Source organism: Rhodoferax sp. GW821-FHT10B06 (assembly GCF_059415605.1).
Genome location: NZ_JBWKNO010000003.1, coordinates 314639 through 338928 on the forward strand (window position 1 = coordinate 314639; position 24290 = coordinate 338928).

Annotated in this window: 17 protein-coding genes, 2 tRNA genes and 1 riboswitch; of the genes, 10 read left to right on the plus strand and 9 right to left on the minus strand. The window is 60.4% G+C overall.

Annotation, left to right across the window (positions count from 1 at the left end):
• Positions 1-71: 71 nt before the first annotated feature.
• From AC07O2_RS06840 to uvrC, 6 genes are all read right to left on the minus strand, one after another.
• Positions 72-147: transfer RNA gene (locus tag AC07O2_RS06840), tRNA-His, on the minus strand.
• 40 nt (positions 148-187) lie between these two features.
• Entirely contained in the window at positions 188-2113 is a 1926-nt protein-coding gene (locus tag AC07O2_RS06845) for a SurA N-terminal domain-containing protein (protein WP_495074986.1), read from the minus strand.
• A gap of 62 nt (positions 2114-2175) precedes the next feature.
• Positions 2176-2251, minus strand: a tRNA-Val gene (locus tag AC07O2_RS06850).
• Positions 2252-2268: 17 nt separating this feature from the next.
• Entirely contained in the window at positions 2269-2541 is a 273-nt protein-coding gene (locus AC07O2_RS06855; protein WP_490592778.1) for an HU family DNA-binding protein, read from the minus strand.
• Positions 2542-2868: 327 nt separating this feature from the next.
• Positions 2869-3435, minus strand: a complete 567-nt coding sequence (gene pgsA / locus AC07O2_RS06860) for a CDP-diacylglycerol--glycerol-3-phosphate 3-phosphatidyltransferase (RefSeq protein WP_495075092.1) — start codon at positions 3433-3435, stop codon at positions 2869-2871.
• Positions 3436-3468: 33 nt separating this feature from the next.
• Positions 3469-5445, minus strand: coding sequence for an excinuclease ABC subunit UvrC (uvrC, locus tag AC07O2_RS06865; protein WP_495074987.1), 1977 nt, complete (start codon positions 5443-5445; stop codon positions 3469-3471).
• A 45-nt stretch (positions 5446-5490) separates the two neighbouring features.
• Here uvrC and AC07O2_RS06870 point away from each other — a divergent pair, with 45 nt between their 5' ends.
• From AC07O2_RS06870 to AC07O2_RS06885, 4 genes are all read left to right on the plus strand, one after another.
• Positions 5491-6003, plus strand: a complete 513-nt coding sequence (locus tag AC07O2_RS06870) for a M48 metallopeptidase family protein (protein WP_495074988.1) — start codon at positions 5491-5493, stop codon at positions 6001-6003.
• Entirely contained in the window at positions 6000-7115 is a 1116-nt protein-coding gene (gene earP / locus AC07O2_RS06875; protein WP_495074989.1) for an elongation factor P maturation arginine rhamnosyltransferase EarP, read from the plus strand. The genes AC07O2_RS06870 and earP overlap by 4 nt, the downstream gene beginning before the upstream one ends.
• A gap of 123 nt (positions 7116-7238) precedes the next feature.
• On the plus strand, positions 7239-7793 hold the full coding sequence (efp, locus tag AC07O2_RS06880; RefSeq protein WP_490592775.1) for an elongation factor P: 555 nt from the start codon (positions 7239-7241) through the stop codon (positions 7791-7793).
• A gap of 77 nt (positions 7794-7870) precedes the next feature.
• Entirely contained in the window at positions 7871-9853 is a 1983-nt protein-coding gene (locus AC07O2_RS06885) for a 3'-5' exonuclease (protein ID WP_495074990.1), read from the plus strand.
• Between the two features lie 4 nt (positions 9854-9857).
• On the opposite strand, the gene AC07O2_RS06890 is transcribed toward AC07O2_RS06885, so the two are convergent.
• The 3 genes from AC07O2_RS06890 to AC07O2_RS06900 all read right to left on the minus strand — a co-directional run bounded on the left by AC07O2_RS06890 (position 9858) and on the right by AC07O2_RS06900 (position 18372).
• Positions 9858-11450 (minus strand): glycosyltransferase family 39 protein, encoded by a 1593-nt coding sequence (locus AC07O2_RS06890; protein WP_495074991.1) that lies wholly within the window; start codon positions 11448-11450, stop codon positions 9858-9860.
• A gap of 109 nt (positions 11451-11559) precedes the next feature.
• The gene (locus AC07O2_RS06895) at positions 11560-14367 is read right to left on the minus strand and encodes a DUF349 domain-containing protein (protein WP_495074992.1); all 2808 of its coding nucleotides are present in this window, start codon (positions 14365-14367) and stop codon (positions 11560-11562) included.
• A gap of 153 nt (positions 14368-14520) precedes the next feature.
• Entirely contained in the window at positions 14521-18372 is a 3852-nt protein-coding gene (locus AC07O2_RS06900; protein WP_495074993.1) for a DUF748 domain-containing protein, read from the minus strand.
• A gap of 628 nt (positions 18373-19000) precedes the next feature.
• Between AC07O2_RS06900 and AC07O2_RS06905 the strand changes: the two genes are divergently transcribed.
• The 6 genes from AC07O2_RS06905 (at position 19001) to AC07O2_RS06930 (ending at position 24282) form a co-directional block, all read left to right on the plus strand.
• On the plus strand, positions 19001-19834 hold the full coding sequence (locus tag AC07O2_RS06905) for a lytic transglycosylase domain-containing protein (protein ID WP_495074994.1): 834 nt from the start codon (positions 19001-19003) through the stop codon (positions 19832-19834).
• A 26-nt stretch (positions 19835-19860) separates the two neighbouring features.
• Positions 19861-20020, plus strand: a riboswitch (ZMP/ZTP riboswitch).
• Between the two features lie 36 nt (positions 20021-20056).
• A complete protein-coding gene (gene glyA, locus AC07O2_RS06910) occupies positions 20057-21301 on the plus strand; it encodes a serine hydroxymethyltransferase (RefSeq protein ID WP_495074995.1) in 1245 nt (414 codons plus the stop codon).
• 13 nt (positions 21302-21314) lie between these two features.
• Complete coding sequence (gene nrdR / locus AC07O2_RS06915; protein WP_495074996.1) at positions 21315-21758, plus strand: transcriptional regulator NrdR; 444 nt, start codon at positions 21315-21317, stop codon at positions 21756-21758.
• Positions 21759-21848: 90 nt separating this feature from the next.
• Positions 21849-22454 (plus strand): GspH/FimT family pseudopilin, encoded by a 606-nt coding sequence (locus AC07O2_RS06920; protein ID WP_495074997.1) that lies wholly within the window; start codon positions 21849-21851, stop codon positions 22452-22454.
• Between the two features lie 26 nt (positions 22455-22480).
• Positions 22481-23185: a type IV pilus modification protein PilV gene (gene pilV / locus AC07O2_RS06925; protein ID WP_495074998.1), complete on the plus strand. Its 705-nt coding sequence runs from the start codon at positions 22481-22483 to the stop codon at positions 23183-23185.
• Positions 23182-24282: a PilW family protein gene (locus AC07O2_RS06930; protein ID WP_495074999.1), complete on the plus strand. Its 1101-nt coding sequence runs from the start codon at positions 23182-23184 to the stop codon at positions 24280-24282. Before pilV ends, AC07O2_RS06930 begins: the two co-directional genes overlap by 4 nt.
• Positions 24283-24290 lie beyond the last annotated feature (8 nt).

Here is a 24290-nt window from a genome sequence, read left to right on the forward strand (position 1 = left end):
CGGCCAAGAACCATCGACACGTGGAAAATAAAAAAGCGCACTACCCAAAGAGTAGTGCGCTTTTTATAAACTGGGGTGGCTGAAGGGGCTCGAACCCTCGACAACAGGAATCACAATCCTGGACTCTACCAACTGAGCTACAGCCACCGTAGATTTAAATTATAACCCGAGTTTTGCGGGTTAACGACTATTCCGCAGCAGATAGTGTTTTCAGCATCGGTTTGGCCACATTGATCTTGACCTTGAACATCTCTTTCAAGGTTTGGTAGTACGCACGCCCCTCAGCTGCAGCCCAACCTTGGGAGTATTGCTCACGCCCTTGCTGCGCCACATCCGCGGCAGGCACGTCGCGGGGCACGCGCTTGTTGACCTTGACCACGGCATAACCTTGCTCCCCCAAATCCACACCCGTCCACGCAGGCAGAGTGGCCAGATCGACACGCATGGCGGCATTCACTACGCGAGGAAGCTGTTGCTGGGCGTTTTCCCGCGACACCAAGACAGGAGCAGACAAACTCGCCGCACCAGGGCTGGCCTTCCAGGCCGCCAACTTGTCCATACCGTCCTTCTTGGCCAGCTCTGCTGCACGCGACGCAATCAACTGCATACGCACTCGGTCTTTGACCTCAGACAATGGCAAGGTATGTGCCGGCGCATACTGGGTGATGCGCCCCGCAACCAACTGGTTGGAGCCAACGTCAATGGCCTCCGTGTTGTGCTTTTTCTCAATCGAATCTGCCGAAAAAATGGCATTCAAGAATTTGGCATTGGCCAATACACCCTTGGCGTCTGCTGCAGGGGTACGCCCCAGGCTGGCTGTCTTGATCTCCAGCTTCAATTTATCCGCAATAGGCTTGAGGCTGTCCGCCTGCTCATAGACGCCGTTTGTAAACACATCGGCCACCTCGGCAAACTTGCTCTGGGCTTGCTGATTCTTCAGTGCAGCTTCCAGCTCAGGGCGCATTTCTTCAAAACTGCGTTGCTTGGGTGCTCGAATATCCGTCAACTGAATGATGTGAAAACCGAAGTCCGACTCCACAATGTCGCTAATATCACCTTTCTTCAAGGCAAATGCAGCGTCCTCGAAAGGCTTGACCATAGCGCCACGCGCAAAGTAATCCAGGTCACCGCCCTTCGCAGCAGAGCCTGTGTCCTGGGAATTCTTCTTGGCGACATCAGCAAAACTGGCTGGCGATTTTTTCACCAGGGCCAGCAATTCCTCGGCCTTGGCACGGGCCTTTTTACGATCTTCGACCGACGCATCCTTAGGCGCGTTGATCAGGATATGGCTGGCACGACGCTCTTCTTTGCCTGCCAAACGTTCGGCATTTTCCTTGTAGTAAGTCTGCAAATCCTGCTCGTTAGGTACGATGCCTTTTTTCACGGCATCCAGGTCCAGTACCAAGTATTCCACCTGGGCTTGTTCGGGAGCCTGGTACAGAGAGGCGTGGTCCTTGTACCAAGCCTCAAGCTCTGCATCACTGGGACTGACCTTGGAAGCAAAATCCGCCGTCTTGAAAAGTGCCACTTGCACCTCGCGCTTTTCAAAGAAAGCGTTCAAAGACACATCGGCCTCTACCCCCGATGCGAACGCCGTGGCAGCCACACCATTCACCACCTGCCGCTGCGACAAATCGGTGCGCACGCGGGATTCAAACATTTCCGGCGTCATACCCTGGGCGGCCAGCAATTGGCGGTAACGCTCCATGTCCAACGATCCATCTGGCTTGCGCAAGGACGCAATCGTGGAGTCCTCCTGCAGACTGCGAGCCAGTCTGCCATCGCTGGTCACGAGGCGGAATTTCTCGGCAGCTGCCGCCAGCACGCGCTCTTGCACCAAGCTTTCCAAGGTGGCGTAACGCGCATCCGCAGAGTCGAGCAGCTTGGGGTCCAGGTTGGGCCGCGAAGCCATCATGCGCTGCACCTCGCGTTGGTGCGCAGCATCCCAATCGGCCTGCTTGATGTCGTGCCCGGCTACCTTGGCGACCGTATCGCCGCCTTCGTTGTAACGCCGGAAGCCCTCACGACCACCGACCACCACGAACGCAGGAATGATCAACAAGAACATCAAGCCCATCATGATCTTGCTGTGCTTGCGAACGAAATCAAACATGGAAGAACTCTTTTGAAAAAACAAAAAAGGCGAACAATCTGTTCGCCTTTACTGGGTGGGGTTGGTGGGTGCTGACGGGCTCGAACCGCCGACCTACGCCGTGTAAGGGCGCTGCTCTACCAACTGAGCTAAGCACCCCACCTGAAACAGAAAACTCAGTTCAACGCATCTTTCAATGCCTTGCCTGGACGAAACTTTGGCACCTTGGCTGCCTTGATTTTAATCGCAACGCCGGTACGCGGATTACGTCCGGCACGAGCAGCACGCTTGCCAACAGCAAAGGTGCCGAATCCTACCAGCGAAACGGTGCCCCCCTTTTTCAGCGTGGTTTTCACCGCGCCGATGGTGGACTCCAGCGCACGCGCAGCAGCAGCCTTGGAAATATCAGCATGCTTTGCGATGTGTTCAATCAATTCAGTTTTGTTCACAAGGAGCCCCTCGCTCTAATTTATTCAGACCAATGTATCTAACAAATTCCCCCCGACTTGCTGCTCTGCGGCGCGCAAAAAAACAGGCCTGGGGGAAACATAACTTTGCAGCACCTACTGCGCAACCGATTAAAACTTTGGACTCCCAACATGTCAATCGGACAAACTGCATTCAAGCGGCGCGGAGGCGGATTCTAGACTGAAATCGGGCCACTCTTGAACAGCACTCACACTTTTTATCTCGCCGCAACAACAGCTCACAAACGGTGCGCGTGACCCGCAGCAATTGCACTACTTTGGGGCCTTCAACGCAGACGCCGCAAACACTTATTTTGTACGTGCGCGTATCTCCGGCAAGGCCTTCTGTAAATAATAAACCATGGACCAAATGGTCAGGATTGCAGAAATCCAGATCAGCCACTGACCCCACGCATGGGTGTCCACCACGCCGAACAAGCGGCCGTCAAAAAGCAAAAATGGAATAGCCACCATCTGCGATACGGTCTTCAATTTACCGATCATGTGCACAGCCACACTCTTGGACGCGCCGATCTGTGCCATCCACTCGCGCAGAGCAGAAATCGCAATCTCGCGGCCAATGATGATAAGCGCCACGAAGACATCGGCACGGCGCAAATAAACCAGCACCAACACACAGGCACACACCAGAAATTTATCCGCCACCGGGTCCAGAAAGGCCCCGAAGGACGAGGTCTGGTTCAACCGGCGAGCCAGGAAACCATCCAGCCAGTCGGTGGCGGCAAACACCACGAACATCACGGTCGCAATCAGGTTGCGGCTGGGCTCGGCCAGGGGCAAATAAAAGACCCCGACGATCAACGGTATCGCGACGATACGCGTCCAGGTCATGATGGTGGGAATGGTCCAGAACATACCTGATTGTGTCATGCGATTGGGGTGTGGGCCTCAACGCAATGCGCGGTAGATTTCTTCCGCCAATTCCCGCGAAATGCCGTCAACTTTGGCGATATCGTCCACACCCGCAGCGGCCACGCCACGGATGCCACCAAAACGCTGCAACAGGCTGGCGCGTTTCTTCGGGCCGATACCGGCAATATCCTCCAGCTTGCTACCACCCACACGGACCTTGGCGCGCTGGGCGCGCATGCCAGTGATGGCGAAGCGATGGGCCTCGTCACGGATCTGCGCAACCAGCATCAGCGCCGCCGAATCGCGAGCTAGCGTGGCCTTGGTGCGGCCATCGGCGAACACCAACTCTTCGAGCCCGACCTTGCGACCCTCGCCTTTTTCGACCCCCACGATCAACCCCAGGTCCAGCCCCAAAGCCTCGAACACCGACTTCGCCATCGACACCTGGCCCTTGCCTCCGTCGACCAGCACAAGGTCAGGCATGCGCCCAGCCGGTGGCTCAACACCGGGCTCAGCCTGCACGCCAAATTTGCTGTAGCGCCGTGTCAGCACCTGGCGCATGGCCGCGTAATCGTCGCCCGGCGTAATGCCTTCGATCTTGTAACGCCGGTACTCGGAGTTTTGCATCTTGTGCTGCTGGAACACCACGCAGGAAGCCTGGGTCGCCTCGCCGGCCGTGTGGGAAATATCAAAACATTCGATGCGCAAGGTATCGAGGTCGTCCGGCGCCAGATCCAGCGCGTCCACCAGGGCACGCGTGCGGGCTTGCTGCGAGCCCTCCTCGGCCAGCAGGCGAGCCAGCTGCAGGCCGGCATTCTTCTGCGCCATCTCCAGCCAGACACGGCGCTGCTCGCGCGGACTGTGCACCGCCGTGACCTTGGTGCCGCTTTGCGACGACAAGGCGTCGAGCAAACTCTTGCCAACTGGCACGCTGGTGATCAGAGCCGGCGGAATGGGGATGTCAATGTAATGCTGGGCTATAAAGGCCTCCAGCACCTGCACCTCCACGCCCTGGGCCGCATCCTCGCCTTCCACCTCGACCGCGTTCATGAACACCGCGTCTTCCACATGCGTGGGGTAGTAAGCCCTGTCGCCAAGGTGACGTCCGCCGCGCACCATGGCCAGGTTCACACAGGCCCTGCCTCCCTGCACCTTCACCGCCAGGATGTCCACGTCCTTGTCGGACACGTTGTCCACCGACTGCTGGTGCAGCACGGTAGACAGGGCGCTCATCTGGTTCCGCAGCTCGGCCGCCTGCTCAAACTCCAGCTTGTCGGCGTGGGCCATCATGCGGACCTCCAGCGCCTTCAACACCTGCTGGGTTTCGCCGTCCAGAAACTTCTCGGCGTTCAGTACGTCCTGCGCATAGTCTTGCGGCGAGACAAAGTTCACGCACGGGCCGGAGCAGCGCTTGATCTGGTACAGCAGGCAGGGCCGCGTGCGGTTGTTGAATACCGTGTCCTCACAGGTGCGCAGGCGGAACACTTTTTGCAGCAGCTGGATGGATTCCTTCACCGCCCAGGCGCTGGGGAAGGGGCCGAAGTAACGGTGCTTCTTCTCGACCGCGCCACGGTAATAGGCGACGCGCGGAAAGGTCGCGGCGCTCGGCTCGGCCGTCACACTCGATATGGTCGGCAGCGCGGTGATCTTCAGATAGGGGTAGCTTTTGTCGTCGCGGAACAGGATGTTGTACTTGGGGTGCAACGTCTTGATCAGGTTGTTTTCCAGCAACAGCGCCTCGGCCTCGGAGCGCACCACTGTCGTCTGCATGCGCGCAATCTTGCCGACCATGTGGCCGATGCGGGTGCCGCCATGGTCGCGCTGGAAGTAGGTCGTAACGCGCTTCTTCAGGTTCTTGGCCTTGCCCACATACAGCACCGTGCCATCAGCATCGAAATAGCGGTACACGCCGGGCAAGGCGGGCAAGGCGGCAACTTCGCTCAGCAACTGCTCGGAATGCACGGGCTCGACAGCGGGCACGACAGGTGGTTCAACAGGATTAATCTCGGACATAAGCCGTATTGTGGACAATCCAAGGCTGCGCTCCTCCACCGCCCCATGATCCCCCTGAAATACCTGTCGGCATATCCGGCCCACGTCACCGCCCAGGTGCAGCAGCTGCTGGCCACCGACAAGCTCGGCCCACTGCTGCTGAAAAAATACCCCAGCGCCCACAGCGTGCGCACCGACAAAGCCTTGTACGACTATGTGATGGACCTGAAAACCCAACACCTGCGCAATGCCGCGCAGATCAACAAGGTCGGCTTTGACGCCAAGCTGCACGTCTACCACCATGCGCTGGGCACCCACACCACGGTGTCGCGGGTGCAGGGCAACAAGCTCAAGGCCAAGCACGAAATCCGCATCGCCACCCTGTTCAAGGACGTGCCCGATGCCTTCCTGAAAATGATCGCGGTGCACGAACTCGCCCACCTGAAAGAGCGCAACCACGACAAGGCCTTCTACCAGCTGTGTACCTATATGGAGCCCGACTACCACCAGCTGGAATTCGACGTGCGCCTGTACCTGACGCATATCGACGTGGCCGGCAAACTGGACTGGCCCGCATGAAAACCTGGGACATCTTCTGCCAGGTGATAGACAACTTTGGCGACATCGGCGTCTGCTGGCGCCTGTCCACCGACCTGGCCGCGCGCGGCATGCAGGTGCGGCTGTGGGTGGACGATCCGTCGGCCCTGGCCTGGATGGCGCCGCATGGCTGCGCTGGCGTGGAAGTCAGGCACTGGACCCAGCCACTGGACCTGGCGGGACTAAGCTCCAGCGATGTCTGGGTTGAAGCCTTCGGTTGCGAGATTGCTCCTGAATTCATAGCAGCTCGCGCAGGCGATACCTGCGCCAGTGGTTCAAAACCCTTGTGGATCAACCTCGAATACCTGTCGGCCGAGGGCTATGTGGAGCGCAGCCACGCCCTGCCCTCGCAGGTGCGCGACGGCCCGGCCGCGGGTCGACTGAAATGGTTCTTCTACCCCGGCTTCAGCGACAAGACCGGCGGCCTGCTGCGCGAAACCGATCTGGCCCAGAGGCAAGCCGACTTCGACCGCAGCGCCTGGCTACAAGACCTATGGCCCCGGTTGCAGCACGGCTTGGGCGCCCCACAGGCCAGCAGCGAAGAGACATTGGTCAGCCTGTTCTGCTACGAGCCCCCAGCCCTGAAAGCCTTTCTGGAACAGCTGGCCAGCGCACCCCGCCCCACCCGGCTGCTGGTCACCGCCGGCCGGGCGGCGCACGCGGTGCAGGCATTGCTTTCAGATGAAAACTGCCTGCGGCGCTTATCCTACCTGCAGGGGCAGCTATCGATTTCATACCTACCCGCATTGACCCAACGCGAATTCGACCACCTGCTGTGGGCCGCCGACTGGAATCTGGTGCGCGGCGAAGACTCCCTGGTGCGGGCCATCTGGGCCGGCAAGCCCTTCGTCTGGCACATTTATCCGCAGGACGACGCGGCCCACCACGCCAAGCTGGAAGCCTTTCTGGACATGGCCCAGGCGCCAGACTCGCTGCGCCAATTCCACCGCGTCTGGAACGGGCTACAGGCCGGCCAGTTGCCGGTACTCGACCTAGCGGACTGGAATACCTGGGCCAAGGCTTTACGGGCCCGACTGTTGCTGCAAGCTGACCTGGCGACGCAGCTTCTGAGCTTCCAGCCTAAAAACCGTTAAAATCCAGGGCTTTGCCCAAACGGGCTGCTATCGGCAAACGCGATGTTTTGCCCCACCCGCCGCAGACATATCCCCCGAAGATGTTCCCGGGAGCGTTGCGCGGCCCTCACTCCAGAGAATGCTATGAAAATCGCCCAAGAAATCCGCGCAGGCAACGTCATCATGAACGGCAAGGACCCGATGGTCGTCCTGAAAACCGAATACAGCCGCGGCGGCCGCAACTCCGCTACCGTGCGCATGAAGCTCAAGAGCCTGATCGCCAACTTCAACACCGAAGTGGTGTTCAAGGCCGACGACAAGATCGACCAGATCGTGCTGGACAAGAAAGAGTGCACCTACTCCTACTTCGCCGAACCCATGTACATCTGCATGGACACCGAATACAACCAGTACGAAGTCGAAGCCGAAAACATGGGCGACGCACTGAACTACCTGGAAGACGGCATGGAACTGGAAGTCGTGTTCTACGACGGCAAGGCCATCTCGGTCGAGCTGCCCACCAGCGTGCAGCGCGAAATCACCTGGACCGAACCCGCCGTCAAGGGCGACACGTCCGGCAAGGTGCTGAAGCCCGCCAAGATTGCTACCGGCTTTGAATTCGGCGTGCCAATCTTCGTGGCCCAGGGCGACAAGGTCGAAATCGACACCCGCACCGGCGAATACCGCAAGCGCGTCTAATACACGCCCAGGCGAACCCTAAAAAGGCTCCTTCGGGAGCTTTTTTTATGGCCGACAAACCACCCTCTCAGGCCTCCATGCAAGCAATATCCGCAGTCGATCCCAAAACCGTGGCGCATTTCCAGCCCAAGGCCATCACGCCCACGGCCGAACAGCTGGCGGTGCAGGTCAGCCCAGCGCGCATGGCGATCGTGGAGGCCAACGCGGGCGCCTCCAAAACCACCGTGCTGGCCCTGCGTATGGCCGAAGCCTGGACGCGCGGCACCCGGCCCGAACACATCTTCGCGTTGACCTATACCGACGCCGCCCAGCTGGCACTCAAGACGGCGCTGAAAAAGATCGGTGTGCCAGCCGCCATCGTCCAGCAACTGCGCATACAAACCTTCGAGGCCTTTTGCAGCCAGGTGCTACGCGACATGGAGGGCGGGCCCATACCTCTCTACACCGAGGCCGAACAATTCAGCCCCGTGCTGTGGGAGGCCGTGGAACGCGTGGCTGAACACCCCGGTGAAAAATGGCCAGAAGAACTGCTCATGCCCACCCTGGGTGACCAGGGTCTGGTCGACAGTTTTTTGCAATACAGCGAAATCCTCAAAGGCACGCTGCGCGATGTGCTGGAGCGCCAGGAGCAGTCCGTCACGCCCGACTACGCCGCCTCCCTGGAAATCGAATACACCCAGCTCAAGATCTACCTGGCGTTTGAACGCCTGCGTTGCGCCAACCCCGAAAAGCCCGCCTTCCGCGGCCCGCATGACGCCACCTACGATCTGGCCTGCATGCTGCAGGAGGCCGAGCCCATGGAGCACTACCCCGCCTGGCCGACCCGGGTGAAGGTGCTGGTCATCGACGAAATGCACGACATGAACCAGGCCATGTTCACCGTGCTGCAGGCCCTGCTGGCCAGCAACCGCTGCTTCTTTTGCGGTGTGGGAGACATCGACCAGGTGATCCACAAAGCCACCGGCGCCGACGCCAAATTCATGCGCAGCAGCCTGGCCGAACACAGCAGCCACAAGGTTCAGCGCTACCCGCTGACGCATAGCTTCCGCTTCGGCACCGCCGTGGCCAAGCTGGCTGGCCAGATCGCCAACAAGGCTTACGCCACCATGGCCCCGCACACCACCCAGCTCACGCGCCTGGACTATGCCGACAACGCCGCCTGCGCTGCACAGGTGGTGCAGCAGGCCCTGCAATGGAAGAGCCAGCCGCGCGCCAAGATGCATGAATGTGCGGTGCTGCTGCGCCATGCCCACCAGTCGGTGCAGATTGAAAACGCCTTGATCGAGGCCGGCCTGCCCTACACCACGCGCGGCTTCGACAGCTATGTGCTGCGGCCCGAGGTGCTGTTCCTGCGCGGCCTGCTGGCCGTGGCTACCGACGACCTGCGCAGCGTTACCGTGGAGCGCACCCGCGCCCTGGTGATGCGCGCGCTGGTGTTTTTTGCCGGCTCACACATCCAGGTGGAGGGGCGCGAGCACGAGTCGCAGCAGGAGCTGTTGGACGATGCCGTGCGCAGCGTCACCGATAACCCGCTGTTCCTGACCTCATTCTTCGACAACCAGGTGCTGCGCAATGCGCCAATCAATACCCGCAAGCGACTGCAGGCTGCCGTGCAGCGCATACGTAACCACACCGACCCCGGCCTGCTGGACGCCGTGCTGAAAGATTTGCAGATCCACACCCTGATGAACCAGGTGCTCAGCTCACGCCTACGCCGTGTGGAGGCCGAAACCAACCTGGCCTGGCTGGCCCAGGCGGCCGAGCGCTTTGCCAGCCCGGCGCTATTCTTCCAGCACCTGAACGCAATCGAGCAAAAGCAGCACGACAGCCAGCGCGACAAAGGTAACAGCCTGCTGCTTGCCAGCATTACCAGCGTCAAGGGCCTGGAATTCGATATGGTGCAAATACCGTATCTGGCACAAGGCGAGTTCCCCGACCCGCATTCCGACGCGGGCGAGGAAGCCAATACCTTCTATGTAGGCATCACCCGCGCCCGACGCCAGCTAACGCTACTGGCCAGCCAGACACGGCCCAGCAGCCTGCTGGGCGATAAGAACTGAAGCCTCAGCGGACCATGCAGCTACCGGGTGCACTGGGCAGGATAATGCCCCAGCGCACCACGCCGGTACCGCTTTCGGTGGCCTGGGCCTGCGACACGGCCCAAGGCATATTCCAGGCACCGGTGACCGAAGCCTGCGCCATCAGACGGTTCAGCTCCGGGCTGTTGGTCGACGAACCGGTAGCGCCCCGCGTCTGATCGTCCAGCACCATGGCACCGCAGGTGCGGATGGCCTCGGCATTGACCCAGGGCGATTTGAAGTAGTAACCGTCAATCAGCACCGCCACCCGCTGCGAACTTGAGCTGTGGGCCACGATATTGCCGCCCAGCCAGATATCCGAGACAACGATGCGCAAGGGCACGCTGGTGTTCTTGCGCCACTCCTCCATGGCATTGCTCGCCAGCAAACCGCCTGGGAAGTTGGCCCGGGTCCGCCAATGGAAATGCTCGGCCACCACCGTCTTGCCCAACACCAAGATCAGGCATAGAACAATATGCGCAGCGATCACCGCACGCAAGATAGAACGCTCAATCAAACTGGACGTAGGTGTACGCAGCACGGCCATCGCAAGCAAGCCCGTCAGTAAAAATGCATTCGCGCCCCAACGGGACACCAACTCCGTCCGGGTCGCAACGCAGTACACCACCGTCAGCACCAGCGGCGCCAAGGTGGCAACCCACAGGAATAAGCGGTCCGATGGGTTCAGGGCCGGCGTGGGTTGCAGCGCCTCCGTACTTCTACGGCACAGCCTGCGCAAATAGAGCAGGCCCAGCACCAACGGCCAGACGCGGGCCAGCTGGATGCCCGCAAAAGCCCCCAGGCTAGCCAACTGGGCGGCCCAGCCTTGCAAGGGCTGTGTCACGGAATGGGCATAGCGAAAAGGCAGGAAATTCGTGGTTTGCAGCCAGATGGCGTGCGGCACCAGCACGGCCACACACACCAGGGCCGCCACGGCCAGGCCCTGCAGCGTGATGCGGTGGTGCATGGCCCGGTCCAGCGCCAGGTACAACAGCAAACCGGCGATGGGCATCAGCGCCACATACTTCACCATCATGGACAAGCCGGCATACAGCCCCGCCAAAGCCCACAGATAAAGCGATCTCCGGCGGGACGCCAAATAGAACGTCAACACCATCGCCGCCTGGAAGGGCAGCAACGCGGTGTTGTGGTTGAAGTTGTCGGCACCCAGGTTGTGGTAGGTCACCAGCGAGGTCAGGGCGACCGCCACCAACGCCCGCCGCTGCGACATGAATTCGCAGCCCAGGCGCCAGGTCAGGAACAAGGCCAGCACAGTACTAGCCTGCGCTGCCACGAATGGCAGCACCACCGAAGGGCCAAACACCTGCAGCAAGCCGTGCATCAACCAAGACGGCACGGGCGGATGCTTCCAGTAGCCGTTTTCCAGCGAAAACGACCAGATGAACTGCTCGGCCGAATCGATCTCAGGTGCCTTGTAGGTCAGGCCTGAGGCCAGGCTCCATAACAGCACCTGACCCAGGCACAGCAGCAGCACGGTATGCCACACGGGGCGCTCGCGCACGGCCTTCAATGCAGTGCCGGTGCTCCGGGCCTCTACAGGCATGGCATCCGTACTCATGGGCACAGCCCGCCCACCAGAGTAGCACTCCCTGGAATACGCTTACGCCATCCCAAGCCGAGAGCCTGCCCGTTACAAGCCGCCGGCCACACCGTACACCACCTCTCGCTTAGCGCTTGAGCAAGACTTTCAGCACGGTCTGCATGCGTCGCGCCTGGCCGGCATCGAAGTTGCTGGCCCAGACCTTGGCCGCATCTTGCGCCCAGGTTTGTGCGGGCGACGGGTCGTTGCGCTTGGTCAGCAACTGCAGTTGCAGCATGCGACGGGCGCTGACCAACTCGGCCGGCGTGGGTGCTTCAGCAGCGATTTCCAGACGCAGCAGGGCTTCTGCGGCCGTCTTTTCATCGGTCTTTGCGGGGGCGCTCAGGCTTTGTGCCCAGGCCGTGCGGGTCGCGGGGTTCACGCCATGACCCAGGGCCTGGGCGCTGGGCAGCTGAGCCACGTCACGTTTTTCCCAAGCGCTGAGCAGGTCGGTCAAAACCTCGCCATGGGCTTGCGCGGCCAGCTTCTTCAGCGCGTGCTGGGCGTTTTCCAGCGCATCGCGCTGGGCGCGGAAGGCCGCATCGCCCAGGCGTGGGCCACGGTCTTCGAACGCGGGGCGCTCGCCAAAACGGCCACCGTCACGGCCACCACGGTCGTCGCGGCGGGGCTCGAACTTGTTGTCGCCAGGGCGGGCCGCGCCACGCGGGCCGTCCTTACGGTCACCGAACTTACCGCCACGGCCCGCAGCGGGCGCAGGCTCGGCCTTCTTCATGCCGGGACGGTCGTCGCCGCGCATCGCCACCACAGGCTTGCGCACCGGCTTGGGCGCTTCAACCGGGGCTGCTTCTGCGGCGGGTTCTGCGTTTGCTACATTTTCAATAGCTGCTTGCGCAGATTCTTCCTGCGCTGCAGGCGTATTTTCTTCAGAAGTCTCAGCCGCCGGTGCGGCAGCCGCAGACTCGGCCTGCACAGCGGACTGGGCGGCAGCGTCGGCCTTGTCGGCATTCACGGCGGCCTGGGCCAGGGCCTGGCCACGCAGGGCGGCTTCCAGGTCGGCCATGGCGGAGCGGATCTTTTGCGCATCGCCGGAGGCGTTCGCGGCATCTAGAGCCTTGGCGGCGTCCAGCACCATGCGGTCGCGGTCGCTCAGGGCCGTGGCGGCCTTGCTGCGCTCTTCGGTCTTACGGTTGAAGGCCTCGTCCAGTGGCTTGCGGAAGGCGTCCCACAGCTTTTGTTCGAACTTGCGATCCAACGGCACGCCCTGGGCCTCGGCCTGCCAGCGTTGCTGCAGGGATTTGACGGCGTCGATGCGCAGCACGGGTGCAGTACCCAGCACTTTGGCCTCTTCGATCATGGCCTGGCGGCGTTCCACGCTCTGCTTTTGCAGGTTTTCCAGTGGCGCAGCGGCCAGGCTGATGGCCTCTTTCCATAGCGGCTGCATTTCAGCGAAAGCCTTTTCGCCCAGGTGGCCGGCATCGCGCCAGCGGTCGCCGAACTGGTGCAGGATGCGGGAGAAGCCCTTCCAGTCGCCGTCCTTGGCCGTCACGTTCTCGGCGGCCCAGGCCTTGACTTCTTCGATCAGCGCCAGGCGCTGGGCCTTGTTGGCCACGGCTTCGGTCTTGACCTTGTCCAGCCAGGCTTCGACGACCTTGTAGGCTTCGTTGCAGGCTTCGTCAAAACGCTTCCAAAGCGCATGGTTGGGCACGCCGCCTTGGTCGGTCTGCTTCCATTGCTCTCGCATCTGGCGCAGCGTGTCTTGCATCTTGCGGCCACCCAGGGCATGGCCCTCGGGGCGCTTGAGCAGGCCTTCGGCCTTGATCAACAGTTCTTCACGCAGTTGGTCGGCGCGCCAGCGCTGCCAGCCTTCCAGTTCACCGGCGGCAGCCAGCGCGGCTTGCGCGGCGTTGCCCAGCTTCTCATCGACCAGGCGGTTGTGTTCTTTCAAGGCATTGCGCAATGCGGCTGCAGCGCCGGCGCTGGCCTTGCCATGGCCTTCGGCCACTTCTTGCTCGACCTTGCTGAGTGCGTCTTGCACCGCCTTGTTAGCGGCTTCGCGCAAGGCCGGGTCCACCGGGGCCTTGGCCTCCTTGGCCTGTCTGGCGGGCTTGGCGGCCTCCAGCGGGATGCCACGGGCCACGCGGATTTCGTCCGCCCACACGTTCACGGGGGGCAACGGCGCATTGGCGTCGGCGTCGGCCGCGACGACCAGGGCCAAAGCGCCCTGGAAGGCGTCCCACACCACCAGCAGTTGGCCGCGCGAGGCATCCAGCATGGTGGGGTACTTGCCGTCCACGCTGGTCCAGTTGCTGTCGGATGCCAGGGCTGCAGCCTGGTCTTGCCAGTGTTGCACGTCGTTGCGCAGCACGTCCAGTGCGGCCTGGGCATCGCGCCAAGGCTTGGTGGACAGCACTTCGATGCGCTGGGCCAGCAGCACTGCGGCTTCACGCTGCACCTGCACGCGGTGCTGCAGGTCTTCAATGCCTTTGACGCGGTCAGCCAGCTGTACCTTCAGGGCGGCCAGCGGCTCCTTGCTCAGCGGCGCGCCGGCCTTGGCGGCATCGCGCTGCCAGGCCATGGCATCGGCCATGTTTAGCTTAGGCAGAGCCAGCAGCGCGGTGGCCTTGCGGGCCCATTCGGCGGCGATGATTTCAGCGCCCTTGCTGCGCTTGAGTTCGTCCAGCTTTTCCTTCAACGGCTTGGCTGCACCGCGGTCCCGTCCGTTCAGCTCCTGGAACACCTCCTGCATCTGCTCGTAGCTGGGGTTGGTGACCAGCCAGTCGCGGATGCGCTGCGCACGCTCTCCCGCGGTGTGGGCGGAAAAAGCGCCCCCCGTCAGGGTGTCGAGCGGATGCGGTTCTTGGGATTTTGTGGCGTTCACGGCAGGCTTTTCAGAAGGAGTGGCAGGCGTTGTTTTAGGAGAAGAGAAGCCGAACATGGATGAATTTATTTGGGGATAGAACAAGCGGCCACCGGGGCCGCTAGGCCCCACGGCACACAAGTCCGGTTCGGGGCAAAGGTGCTATTTTCGCCGCTTTTCAAATCACCGCATAAATCCCGCTCTGGCGGCCCCGGTTTTAGCCGTTCGGTGTCAAGGCATGGCCAACTGCAGCTCGGCCTGTGGCTGCCAGGTAGCCTCGGTTGTCAAGGTTTTGGCGGCCCCCAGGAACAAGCGTTCCAGCGGGATCTTTTGGCCCGCCAGGTAGTCACGCACCACCACGCCGCGCTGTACCGCCAGACGCTGTAGCGCGTCGTCGCTGGCGGGCAGATTGGCCAGCAACAGTTGCTCCATATCGGCATCCGGCAAGTCCTTGACCAGACCCAGGGCGTTGCGCGGTTTGGGGAAGTTGGCCCGCTTGTACAGGGACTTAAGCAGGGCCGGGTATTCGGCCGGGTCTACCGCCATGGACGCCAGCTCACTGGTATCGGCATCGGGCGCGGCCGCGCCGTCCACCACGGCGTTGCGGCGCTTTTCGGCCAACACACGGCGTTGCAAGCGGGCTTTTTGCAGAGCCTCACGCTCGGCTTCGGCACTGGCGCTGCCCACCACGGTCAACTTCAGGCCATTGCGCGCCTCCAGCGCCTTGGCCACCTTGTCCAGGTTTTGCCGGGCCTCGGGGGTCAATACCGTGCTGCCGGGGGCGAAGTGGACCACGCTCAACTCGTCCCCACCGCCGCCAAAGGCACTGGCCAGCAGGCTGAAAGGCGAGGTAATGGCCTTGGCAATCAGGTTGCCGATGATCTTGAAGATCACCGGCCCAATACGGAACTGCGGGTCGTTCAGCGAACCGGACAAGGGCAAGTTCAAGTCGATCACGCCATTGCGGTCAGCCAGCAGGGCCACGGCCAGCTTCACCGGCAGGCTGGTCGGCGCGCCCGCCACCTCGTCGCCAAAAATCAGCTGGTTCAGGATGATGCTGTTGGTGGCGGTCAGTTGGCCATCGGGCTGGACCACGTAGTGCACGTCCACGCTAAGCTTGCCGCGCTCGATGCCGTGGCCGACGTATTTGATGCTGTAGGGTGACAGCGCGGGCAGCTCCAGGTCGCGGACCTTGGCGTTGATGTCCAGCACCAAGGGCTTGGCCAGCGGGTTGAGCTTGCCCAGAATTTCCAGCGAGGCCGTGCCCTCGGCCCGGCCGCGCAGCTCCAGGTCGGCCTGCTGTACCACGCCCTGCTCGGCCACGGAGGAGAACGCCCCCAGCTTACCGGTCAGCTCGCTGAGGTTGGCGCTGTAGTTGGGCTTGATGAAACGGTCCGAAAACTGCACCCGGCCATTGACCAGACTGATGGCCCCTATGCGCACCACAGGCGCTGCGCCATTTGCATTATTTTGGCCGCCAGCGCTGGATTTACCTGCGCTGGCAGCTACAGTATTAGTAGCACCAACCGGTTCCGTCGGACTGGATTTGACCAGGTCTTGCAAGTTGATACGGCCGGTTTCGTCCAAGACCACGCGGGCATAGAAGTCGCTGAGCGCGGTTTCCTTGACCTCGATGCGGGTCACGGCGGCCGGAGCCAGTGCCACGTCCACCCCGCGCAGGTTCAGCAGCTTCCAGCTCAGCAATTCACGGTTCTGGTTGGCGCCCGCATCCGGGGTGCTGCTGTAGGGCGAACGGTTGGCGCGGAACTCCTCCAGCGTGCCGTCGCCACGCACTTTGAGCACCGGCCCGGCCGGGCTGGCGCTGTAAGCGACCTGGCCTTTGAAGCTGGTGTCGGCCCGCACAATGTCCACATTCAGGCCGGCACCGAAATACGGCTCCAGGGCATGCAGGGGCAGATGTACCAAATCCACTTGGCCCTGGGCTGCCAGCGGCTGCAGAGCCAGCGTACCTTTGTAAGACATGCGTCCAGCCTCTACATTGCCGGCGCCGATACGGGCGGCAATATTCAGCGGCGAGGGCTTTGCACTGTTCGGGTCCAGGTCTTTCATCTGCACCTGCAAAGCCGTCAAATCCAAGGAGACAGGCTGAGACGTCGCCTTATCTATATAGGAGACGGCGCCGCCTTCCAAGGCAAAGTCAGCCACGTTGATGGACCAGGGCTTGGCCGTTGCGCTGGAAGTCGCCGGCGCAGTCGCCGCGGACGCGGCTGCTGGCGTGGTACCGGCGGCCGTTTTCAGCCAGCGCTCGAACATCCAGCGTTGGTCGGCGCCCCGCTCCACCTTGGCACGCGGCTCGGTCATGGCCAACTTGCCGATGCGCACGCTGTGCTGGGCCAGATCGACCTGGGCTTGCAGCAACTGCAGCTGGCGCAGGCTGGCCAGGGCTGCCGCTGCCGGCTTGCCGCCGTTGGACGGCGTACCCAGCGCCAGGCCGTCCAGGGTGAGTTGCTTGGCCGTGAGCTGCAGCGCGTCAGGCGCCTTCCAGTGCAGCTGTAGATCGGCATTCAGTTGGCCACTCAACCGGGGCTCCAGCACGGCGGTCAAGTACGGCGCAGCCAGGTCCAGCGGCAAGCCGCCCAGGCTGGCATCGACATTCGCTTCCTGGTCGGTGGCGGAGCCGCTAAAGCGCAGCTCGGCAGCCTTGCCAACCGGGGCCTTCCCCCCCCCTTCCAACTGGGCCTGCCCGCTGAACTTCAGCGGCTGGGTGAACGGCCAGGCGATGGCCGATGCCTCCAATGCCACATCGTTCAAAGCCAGCTGGGCTGCCGGGCGGGTCGTGGCGTCGGTCCAGCGCATACTGCCCCGTGTCAGCGCCAGCTTGGCCACGTTGAGCTTCCACGGCGAGGACGCTGCAACCTCAACATCTTTTTGACCGCTAGCGCTTGATTTACCTGCGGGAGAAGCTACGTTTTTAGGAGCAACCGGCGGCACCAGAAAATCCAGCTGACCGGCAGCATTGCGGCGCATATCCAGCGCTAGCGCGTTCAATTCGACCGAAGACAGCTTTACCACCTGCTCCAACGGCCGCACATCGTCCAGCGTCAGCTTCAAGCTGTCCAGCGCCAGCCACGGTGCGCCTTGGGGGTTCGCCACCCGCAGCTTGTCGGCCTGCAGCACGCCGCGCAGGCGCACGGCCATCTTGGGAGTCTCTTCAAACGCCAGCTGCAGGTCGGCATTCAGCACCGCCCCCTGCACCTTGACCGGCAGGCTGGCGGGCAAATAAGGCAGATAGGGCGCAAAGTCCAGGTTTTTCAAGACCAGATGCGCATCCGTCTTGCGGGTGGGCTCGAAGGGCGTAGTCTGGGCCGCGGTGTCAAAACTGCTGCCATTCAGGGTAAAGGCCAGCCTGGGCTCGGCCTGGATGCTGCGCTGCGAATCCAGGTTACTGATGAAAGGCAGGCTCAGGTGCAGATCGCGCACCGCATGGGTTTTGCCCACAGGCTGATCCACAAAGTCCACCGACCCGCCGGTCAGAGTGATGTTGTACAGCGCAAACGAGGGCGTAGGGCTGGGCTGGGGATCAGGCGGTGTGGCCAGGCGGGCCACGATATCGTCAAAGTCGTAGCGCCCCTCGCCCAGGTGGGTGATCTTCAGCTGCGGCTGTTGCACCGCAATCGCATCGACCACGGGAGCCAGCCGGCGCAGGGATTGCCAGAGCGCCACGTCCACCAGCACATGCTCTATGCGTAGCTGCGGCGTGGCCCCCGCGGAAGCGGCGATCGAGAGCTGGTCCAGCGTCAGTGCCAGCGTCCAGGGGTGGAAGTCCACGTGGCCGACCTGCACCTGGCGACCCAGCTTTTCGCTGCCCGCCTTCTCCAACTGGCTTTTCAATAGCGGTGGCACCGCCAACCAGGCCAGCGCCCATAACACCAACAAACCAGCGAGGGCCCACAGCACGCGGCGCAGCCATGGACGGGAAACAAAAGATGCAAAAGTCATGGTGCCCATTTTGCCGCCAGACATGCGCGGCGCTGTGAGGGAATGCACCGCCTGAAAAGCAGAAAGCCCGGACGGTAGGTAGTGAGCCTGGCCGCCGGGCTTGACGGCGAACTTGCGGTTCATGCCGTCTGGGTTTGCAAGGGAGAGAGTGATGTCCCCCATTGCATTGGAAGCAAGAGATTGCCTCCATATAGTACCGGGGCTGCTCCACACCGCCGTCGCAAAGTGTCAGGCTTAGCAGGCTCCTACCGGTGAACGCCTGTTTGCACAGGCGGTGTCAATTTAGTCCATGGTGGTGCGGATTACAAATCTGCTTTTCAATGCATATGCAGTCTGCGATTGAGTCAATTTTCTTGACACATGAAATCGAGGTAGTAGCAACACAACAGGTGTATACACCACCATCATGCACTTACATCATGAAACAAAAAAATCCCTGACACCTTTCCCAAGTGACAGTTTCGCTGTGCAAATTAGGTGAAAACGGGCTTCGAAATTGCTAATTTATTATAAAGATTAACTTTCATATTCTTGACTTGATATGATAAGTCCTCCTAGAATCCGCCCGTCCCTCCCCCTATGGCCTAGGGACAACCCGAATCCGCTGCCGACCCCCGGCTACATCAGATCGCTGCACAAGCCTGGAAGGCGCCGCAGGATACTGATAGCGTACCCACCCAATCGAAGTGCCAAAGCGAATTGCTCTTACGCAAATTGATCGCCCCCGGCCTTCGCTCGATGAGGAAGTGCTATGACAGCGTTACAAAAGTTAGGACATGGACTGCGAACCTTCGCATCCGATATTGCCCAAGGCTTTTTTGAGATTACCCACAACGGATTTGCCCTCTTGGGCTTGGTTGTGGCTTTTACCGTCGTGACCATGACCGCCCGGCCCGATCTGCGCCAGGTGGCCGAAGTCCAGTTGATGGGCTGGTTGCAAGAACGCCAGGTTGAACCTACCGGCATGGAAGACATTGCCGAGGCAGACACCGAGGCGGTGGACCGTGCAACCGCAAGCAACCCCAAGGACCTGCCTAAACAGCAAGCGGCCGTGGCTTATTGGTTGAGCAAAAAATACCATGTTGCGGCCGAACCGGTCAGCGCCCTGGTGGCCGAAGCCTATGACATCGGCAGTCGGGTCAAGCTTGACCCGACCTTGATCCTGGCCGTCATGGCCATCGAATCCGGCTTCAACCCCTTTGCCCAAAGCTCTGTGGGTGCCCAAGGCCTGATGCAAGTCATGACCCAGGTTCACACCCAGAAGTACGACGTTTTTGGCGGCAAGCTGGCAGCGTTTGATCCGCTGACCAATCTGCGCGTGGGTGTCAAAGTATTGCAAGAGTGCATTGCTCGCGCCGGTTCAGTCGAAGGCGGACTACGTTTTTACGTAGGTGCGGCCAACATCGAAGATGACGGTGGCTACGCCAGCAAAGTCATGGCCGAACACGCCCGACTACAACAAGTGGCCGCCGGTCGCGCAACGCCCACGGCCCCGCAGCTCCGTACGATCCCCGTCACTGCGCCCGCCCAAAAGCTGCCCGCAACGGATGACGTACAAAAAGTGGCAGCACTCGGCAAGTACTGATCTGCGTTCACTGGCTCCGTTACACTAGGCAGGTACGCAACTGGCGATAGGCGTGACCCCGGCAGCGGGTGCTCACGCTGACGTGGACCACCGCAGCACCTTTATTACAAGGTTTTTCGGACAACCACTGGGAAGCGTGCCACCAGGCTGTGGTCTGGTGTTCAGCCGTTCGCCTGGGCAGCACTTGTTCCAACCCCAAGACCTTCGTCTGATAGGACTGCCATGTACGACCGCCGCATTCTGATTGAACAAACCGACCCCGAGCTGTTCGCCGCCATCCAGGCCGAAAACGCCCGCCAAGAACACCACATCGAGCTGATCGCCAGCGAAAACTACGCCTCTCCCGCCGTCATGGCCGCGCAAGGCTCGCAGCTCACCAACAAATACGCCGAAGGCTACCCCGGCCGCCGCTACTACGGCGGCTGCGAATACGTCGATATAGCCGAACAACTGGCCATCGACCGCGTCAAGCAACTCTTTGGCGCTGAAGCCGCCAACGTGCAGCCACATTGCGGCGCATCGGCCAACGAAGCCGTATTCCTGGCCTTCCTCAAGCCCGGCGACACCATCATGGGCATGAGCCTGTCTGAAGGCGGCCACCTGACCCATGGCATGGCACTGAACATGAGCGGCAAATGGTTCAACGTCGTCAGCTACGGTCTGGATGCCAACGAAGCCATCGACTACGACGCGATGGAACGCAAGGCCCATGAAACCAAGCCAAAACTGATTATTGCGGGCGCCAGCGCTTACTCTCTTGCTATTGATTTTGAGCGCTTTGCCAAAGTCGCCAAGGACGTAGGAGCCATCTTCATGGTCGATATGGCGCACTACGCAGGCCTGATTGCCGCCGGCATTTACCCCAACCCCGTGCCCCACGCCGACATCGTCACCTCCACCACCCACAAGAGCCTGCGCGGCCCACGTGGCGGCATCATCTTGATGAAGTCGGAGTTTGAGAAGGCCATCAACAGCGCCATCTTCCCAGGCCTGCAAGGCGGCCCGCTGATGCACGTCATCGCAGCCAAGGCTGTGGCGTTCAAGGAAGCACTCACGCCCGAATTCAAGACCTACCAACAACAGGTATTGAAGAACGCCCAGATCGTGGCCGAAACCCTGACCCAACGTGGCCTGCGCATCGTCAGCGGCGGTACGCAAAGCCACGTCATGCTGGTGGACCTGCGCGCCAAGGGCATCACGGGCAAGGAAGCCGAGGCCGTGCTGGGCAGTGCCCACATGACGATCAACAAAAACGCCATCCCCAACGACCCGGAAAAGCCCATGGTCACCAGCGGCGTGCGTATCGGCACCCCCGCCATGACCACCCGTGGCTTCAAGGACGAAGAAGCCCGTGCTACCGCGAACCTGGTGGCCGACGTGCTGGACAACCCGCGTGACGCGGCGAACCTGGACACCGTACGTGCCAAGGTCGCAGCACTGACCAGCCGCTTCCCTGTCTACCGCTAAGCGTTAGCTAGCCATGAAATGCCCCTTCTGCGGCCACGGTGAGACCCAAGTTGTCGAAACCCGTGAATCTGACGACGGCGACCTGGTCCGTCGCCGGCGCCGCTGCGGGGGCTGCGAGCAACGCTTTACCACTTACGAACGGGCAGAAGTCGCCATGCCCAGCGTAGTCAAAAAGGATGGCAGCCGCACCGACTTTGACCGCAGCAAATTACAGGCGTCCATGCGCCTGGCGCTGCGCAAACGGCCCGTGGGCATTGAACAAGTAGAGGCGGCCCTGGACCGTATCGAACGCACCTTGCTATCCAGCGGTGTCAAGGAAATGCCTACTGCCAAACTGGGCGAGCTGGTCATGCGCGAGCTGAAGAACCTGGACAAGGTAGCCTATGTTCGCTTTGCCTCGGTCTACCGCAGCTTTGAAGACGTGGACGAGTTCAGCAGGCTGATCCAGGATATCTAGCCTCCCATAGCCCTCCGTGCAGGGCAAACGGTAAGTTTGGCAGGACTAGCGGCCATCCCCGCGGCGTGTATTGATTGCACAATCAGATACATGTTGGCCCCCCATCTTTACGCCCGTATCTCGCACAAGCGCGGTTTCACCATGATCGAATTGATGGTTGCTCTAACCATTCTTGCGATCTTGGCGAGTCTCGCCGTACCATCTCTGCGCATATTTTTTGTGCGCAACAATTTCGCGAACATCGGCAACGAGTTCAGTGGCAGCCTCCTGAGGGCTCGCAATGAAGCGGTGAGTAAAAACCTATGCACCACTATGTGCATGAGTGACACCGTGGACAACGCAACGCCGTTTTGCAAACAGAGTACCCAAGACTGGCAAGTAGGCTGGATAGTTTTTCTGAATGCCAATTGCGACAGCAACTACGGGAAAAATGCCACCACCAATGCTGTGGCCGCCCAAGACATGATCCTGGTTCGCAGAGTTGGGAACACCAACTACACAGTGATGGCGCAAAGCAATACACGGCGCATAGATTTTGACGCTAGGGGCAGAGCGGGTCTCTCGACTGCAGACCGTTTTGACATCAACTATCCGTCAGACAACAACCTCAACACGACCTATGGGATCAGCATATGCTTTGATGCTATAGGGCGCACACGCTCAGTCCCGGGCCAATCAAATTGCAGCACCTACTAATACTCTTAGTCAGCGGGTACTCATTTATGCAATACACACCAAAGACCCCATCAACTCAAGCCACATTGGGATTTCGGAAAAAAGAAAAAGGAGTCACCCTCATCGAGGTGCTCATCGCGGTCATCATCCTGTCCGTTGGTTTGCTCGGGATTGCCGGTCTGCAGGTAGCAACCGCAAAATTCCGCATGGGCAGCAGTGCTCGAGCGGCAACTGCCAACCTTTATTCAGATTACACAGATCGGGTTCGACTGAACCCCAGCATGTCTGGCCCAAACGCTGTTACAGGCTCCACCGATACCGCACTCAGCAGTGCCACCGACAACTCCCTTTATGCTTATCAAGCCACTTGGGCGACACAACAATCCTCCATCACCCTAAGCACCGCCTGCGACACAAGCAGCAGCGCTGCTTGCTCGCCGTCGAACCGAGCGACTTCAGACATGCTGGCATGGCGCAAGCGTGTGCGTGACGGACTGCCACAAGGTTCTGTGTATGTGCAAGGAAATCGAAAAACTGGGATCAAGGTAACTTTGATGTGGTTCGACAAAGACAATACCGACAAACAAGTCAATACCAACGACGGCACGTCCAACACCACGGTTAGCAAAGTAAGCGCTACAAATTGCGAAGACATCACTGCGGACACTGGCATGTCCTTGCAAACCTGCTGCCCCCAGGCAGCTGCAGTTCCCGCAGGTGTTCGTTGTGCTCGCTTCTTCTTCGTCCCATGACAACACCCCATAAACTATTGCGGCAGCGTGGCGTCACGCTAATCGAGTTGATGGTCACCATCGCCATCACATTGTTTCTGGTTGCTGCCGCCGCCTACGTCTACCTAAACACCCGAGAAACCCAAAGAGCTATAGAACGCAGCAGCAGTAATACCGAAACAGGCGAATTTGCGCTTCAACTGATTGGACGGGAAATCATGAAAGCGGGCTTCTATCCAGCTACCGTGACACGACTTTCAGCCACCGAAATACGTCCCAAGCTAACCAGCTACCCTCCTATTAAGCTAGCACAAAACGCGGCAACAGCTACGGACTGGACTGCACCTACAACAACGCCTGCTGGCGTGTATTTGTCTGGACTGTTTGGTTGTGATGGCGCCAAGTTTCTGCCAGTTACTGGCACTTGCGATACTGCCGTATCTGGCTCACCTGACTCTATCGTCATCAACTATTTCACCAATGACAATATGGGCTCTGCCAAAGTGGGAGATAGCTTCGATTGCACAGGTGCCAGCATTGGCAGCTATTCCAGCAGTGGCACCTACAACGGCGATCCAAGCAACCAAAATAGAGTGAACGCCGCCAATTCCCTGACTCCTCCTTTGCAACCATTATTTGTGTCCAACCGCTTCGGTTTAAACACAACCAAAACTTCAATCGATCAGCAGACGATAACCACCCAGAGCCTGGCATGCAATGGAAACGGTGCCCAGTCGAACACTTACCAACCCTTGGTTGCTGGAATTGAGGACATGCAGTTCACCTATGGTGTTTTCGCCTCGACCGCAGATACAACTCGCCTGACGCCAGACAGTTTTTACACCGCCACCCAAGTGAATGCCCTGAATTCCGTCACTGTAGATACGGGCACCGGCCCTGTCCTGCTATCGCCCTGGTCGCGCGTGGTTGCGGTACGGGTATGCATCATGACCAAGAGCATGGGCGCCAGTCCCAAAATCGGTGATGCCTCAGGTAGCCAGCGCAGCTACGTGGACTGCAATGACGCTACGGTCACACCAGCTACAACCGATACCAGCTTGCGCAAACGCTTTGTCCAGATATTCGCTGTGCGCAACCGCATGAATCAGTCCTTCTAATGCGCTCG

Bases quoted from the DNA above. Each gene is read 5' to 3' on its own strand.
- AC07O2_RS06895 (WP_495074992.1), bottom strand. From the start codon at position 14,367: ATGTTCGGCTTCTCTTCTCCTAAAACAACGCCTGCCACTCCTTCTGAA.
- glyA (WP_495074995.1), top strand. From the start codon at position 20,057: ATGTACGACCGCCGCATTCTGATTGAACAAACCGACCCCGAGCTGTTC.
- AC07O2_RS06870 (WP_495074988.1), top strand. From the start codon at position 5,491: ATGATCCCCCTGAAATACCTGTCGGCATATCCGGCCCACGTCACCGCC.
- pilV (WP_495074998.1), top strand. From the start codon at position 22,481: ATGCAATACACACCAAAGACCCCATCAACTCAAGCCACATTGGGATTT.
- AC07O2_RS06885 (WP_495074990.1), top strand. From the start codon at position 7,871: ATGCAAGCAATATCCGCAGTCGATCCCAAAACCGTGGCGCATTTCCAG.
- nrdR (WP_495074996.1), top strand. From the start codon at position 21,315: ATGAAATGCCCCTTCTGCGGCCACGGTGAGACCCAAGTTGTCGAAACC.
- AC07O2_RS06900 (WP_495074993.1), bottom strand. From the start codon at position 18,372: ATGAACCGCAAGTTCGCCGTCAAGCCCGGCGGCCAGGCTCACTACCTA.
- pgsA (WP_495075092.1), bottom strand. From the start codon at position 3,435: ATGTTCTGGACCATTCCCACCATCATGACCTGGACGCGTATCGTCGCG.
- AC07O2_RS06890 (WP_495074991.1), bottom strand. From the start codon at position 11,450: ATGAGTACGGATGCCATGCCTGTAGAGGCCCGGAGCACCGGCACTGCA.
- uvrC (WP_495074987.1), bottom strand. From the start codon at position 5,445: ATGTCCGAGATTAATCCTGTTGAACCACCTGTCGTGCCCGCTGTCGAG.
- AC07O2_RS06845 (WP_495074986.1), bottom strand. From the start codon at position 2,113: ATGTTTGATTTCGTTCGCAAGCACAGCAAGATCATGATGGGCTTGATG.
- AC07O2_RS06920 (WP_495074997.1), top strand. From the start codon at position 21,849: ATGTTGGCCCCCCATCTTTACGCCCGTATCTCGCACAAGCGCGGTTTC.
- AC07O2_RS06905 (WP_495074994.1), top strand. From the start codon at position 19,001: ATGACAGCGTTACAAAAGTTAGGACATGGACTGCGAACCTTCGCATCC.
- AC07O2_RS06930 (WP_495074999.1), top strand. From the start codon at position 23,182: ATGACAACACCCCATAAACTATTGCGGCAGCGTGGCGTCACGCTAATC.
- efp (WP_490592775.1), top strand. From the start codon at position 7,239: ATGAAAATCGCCCAAGAAATCCGCGCAGGCAACGTCATCATGAACGGC.
- earP (WP_495074989.1), top strand. From the start codon at position 6,000: ATGAAAACCTGGGACATCTTCTGCCAGGTGATAGACAACTTTGGCGAC.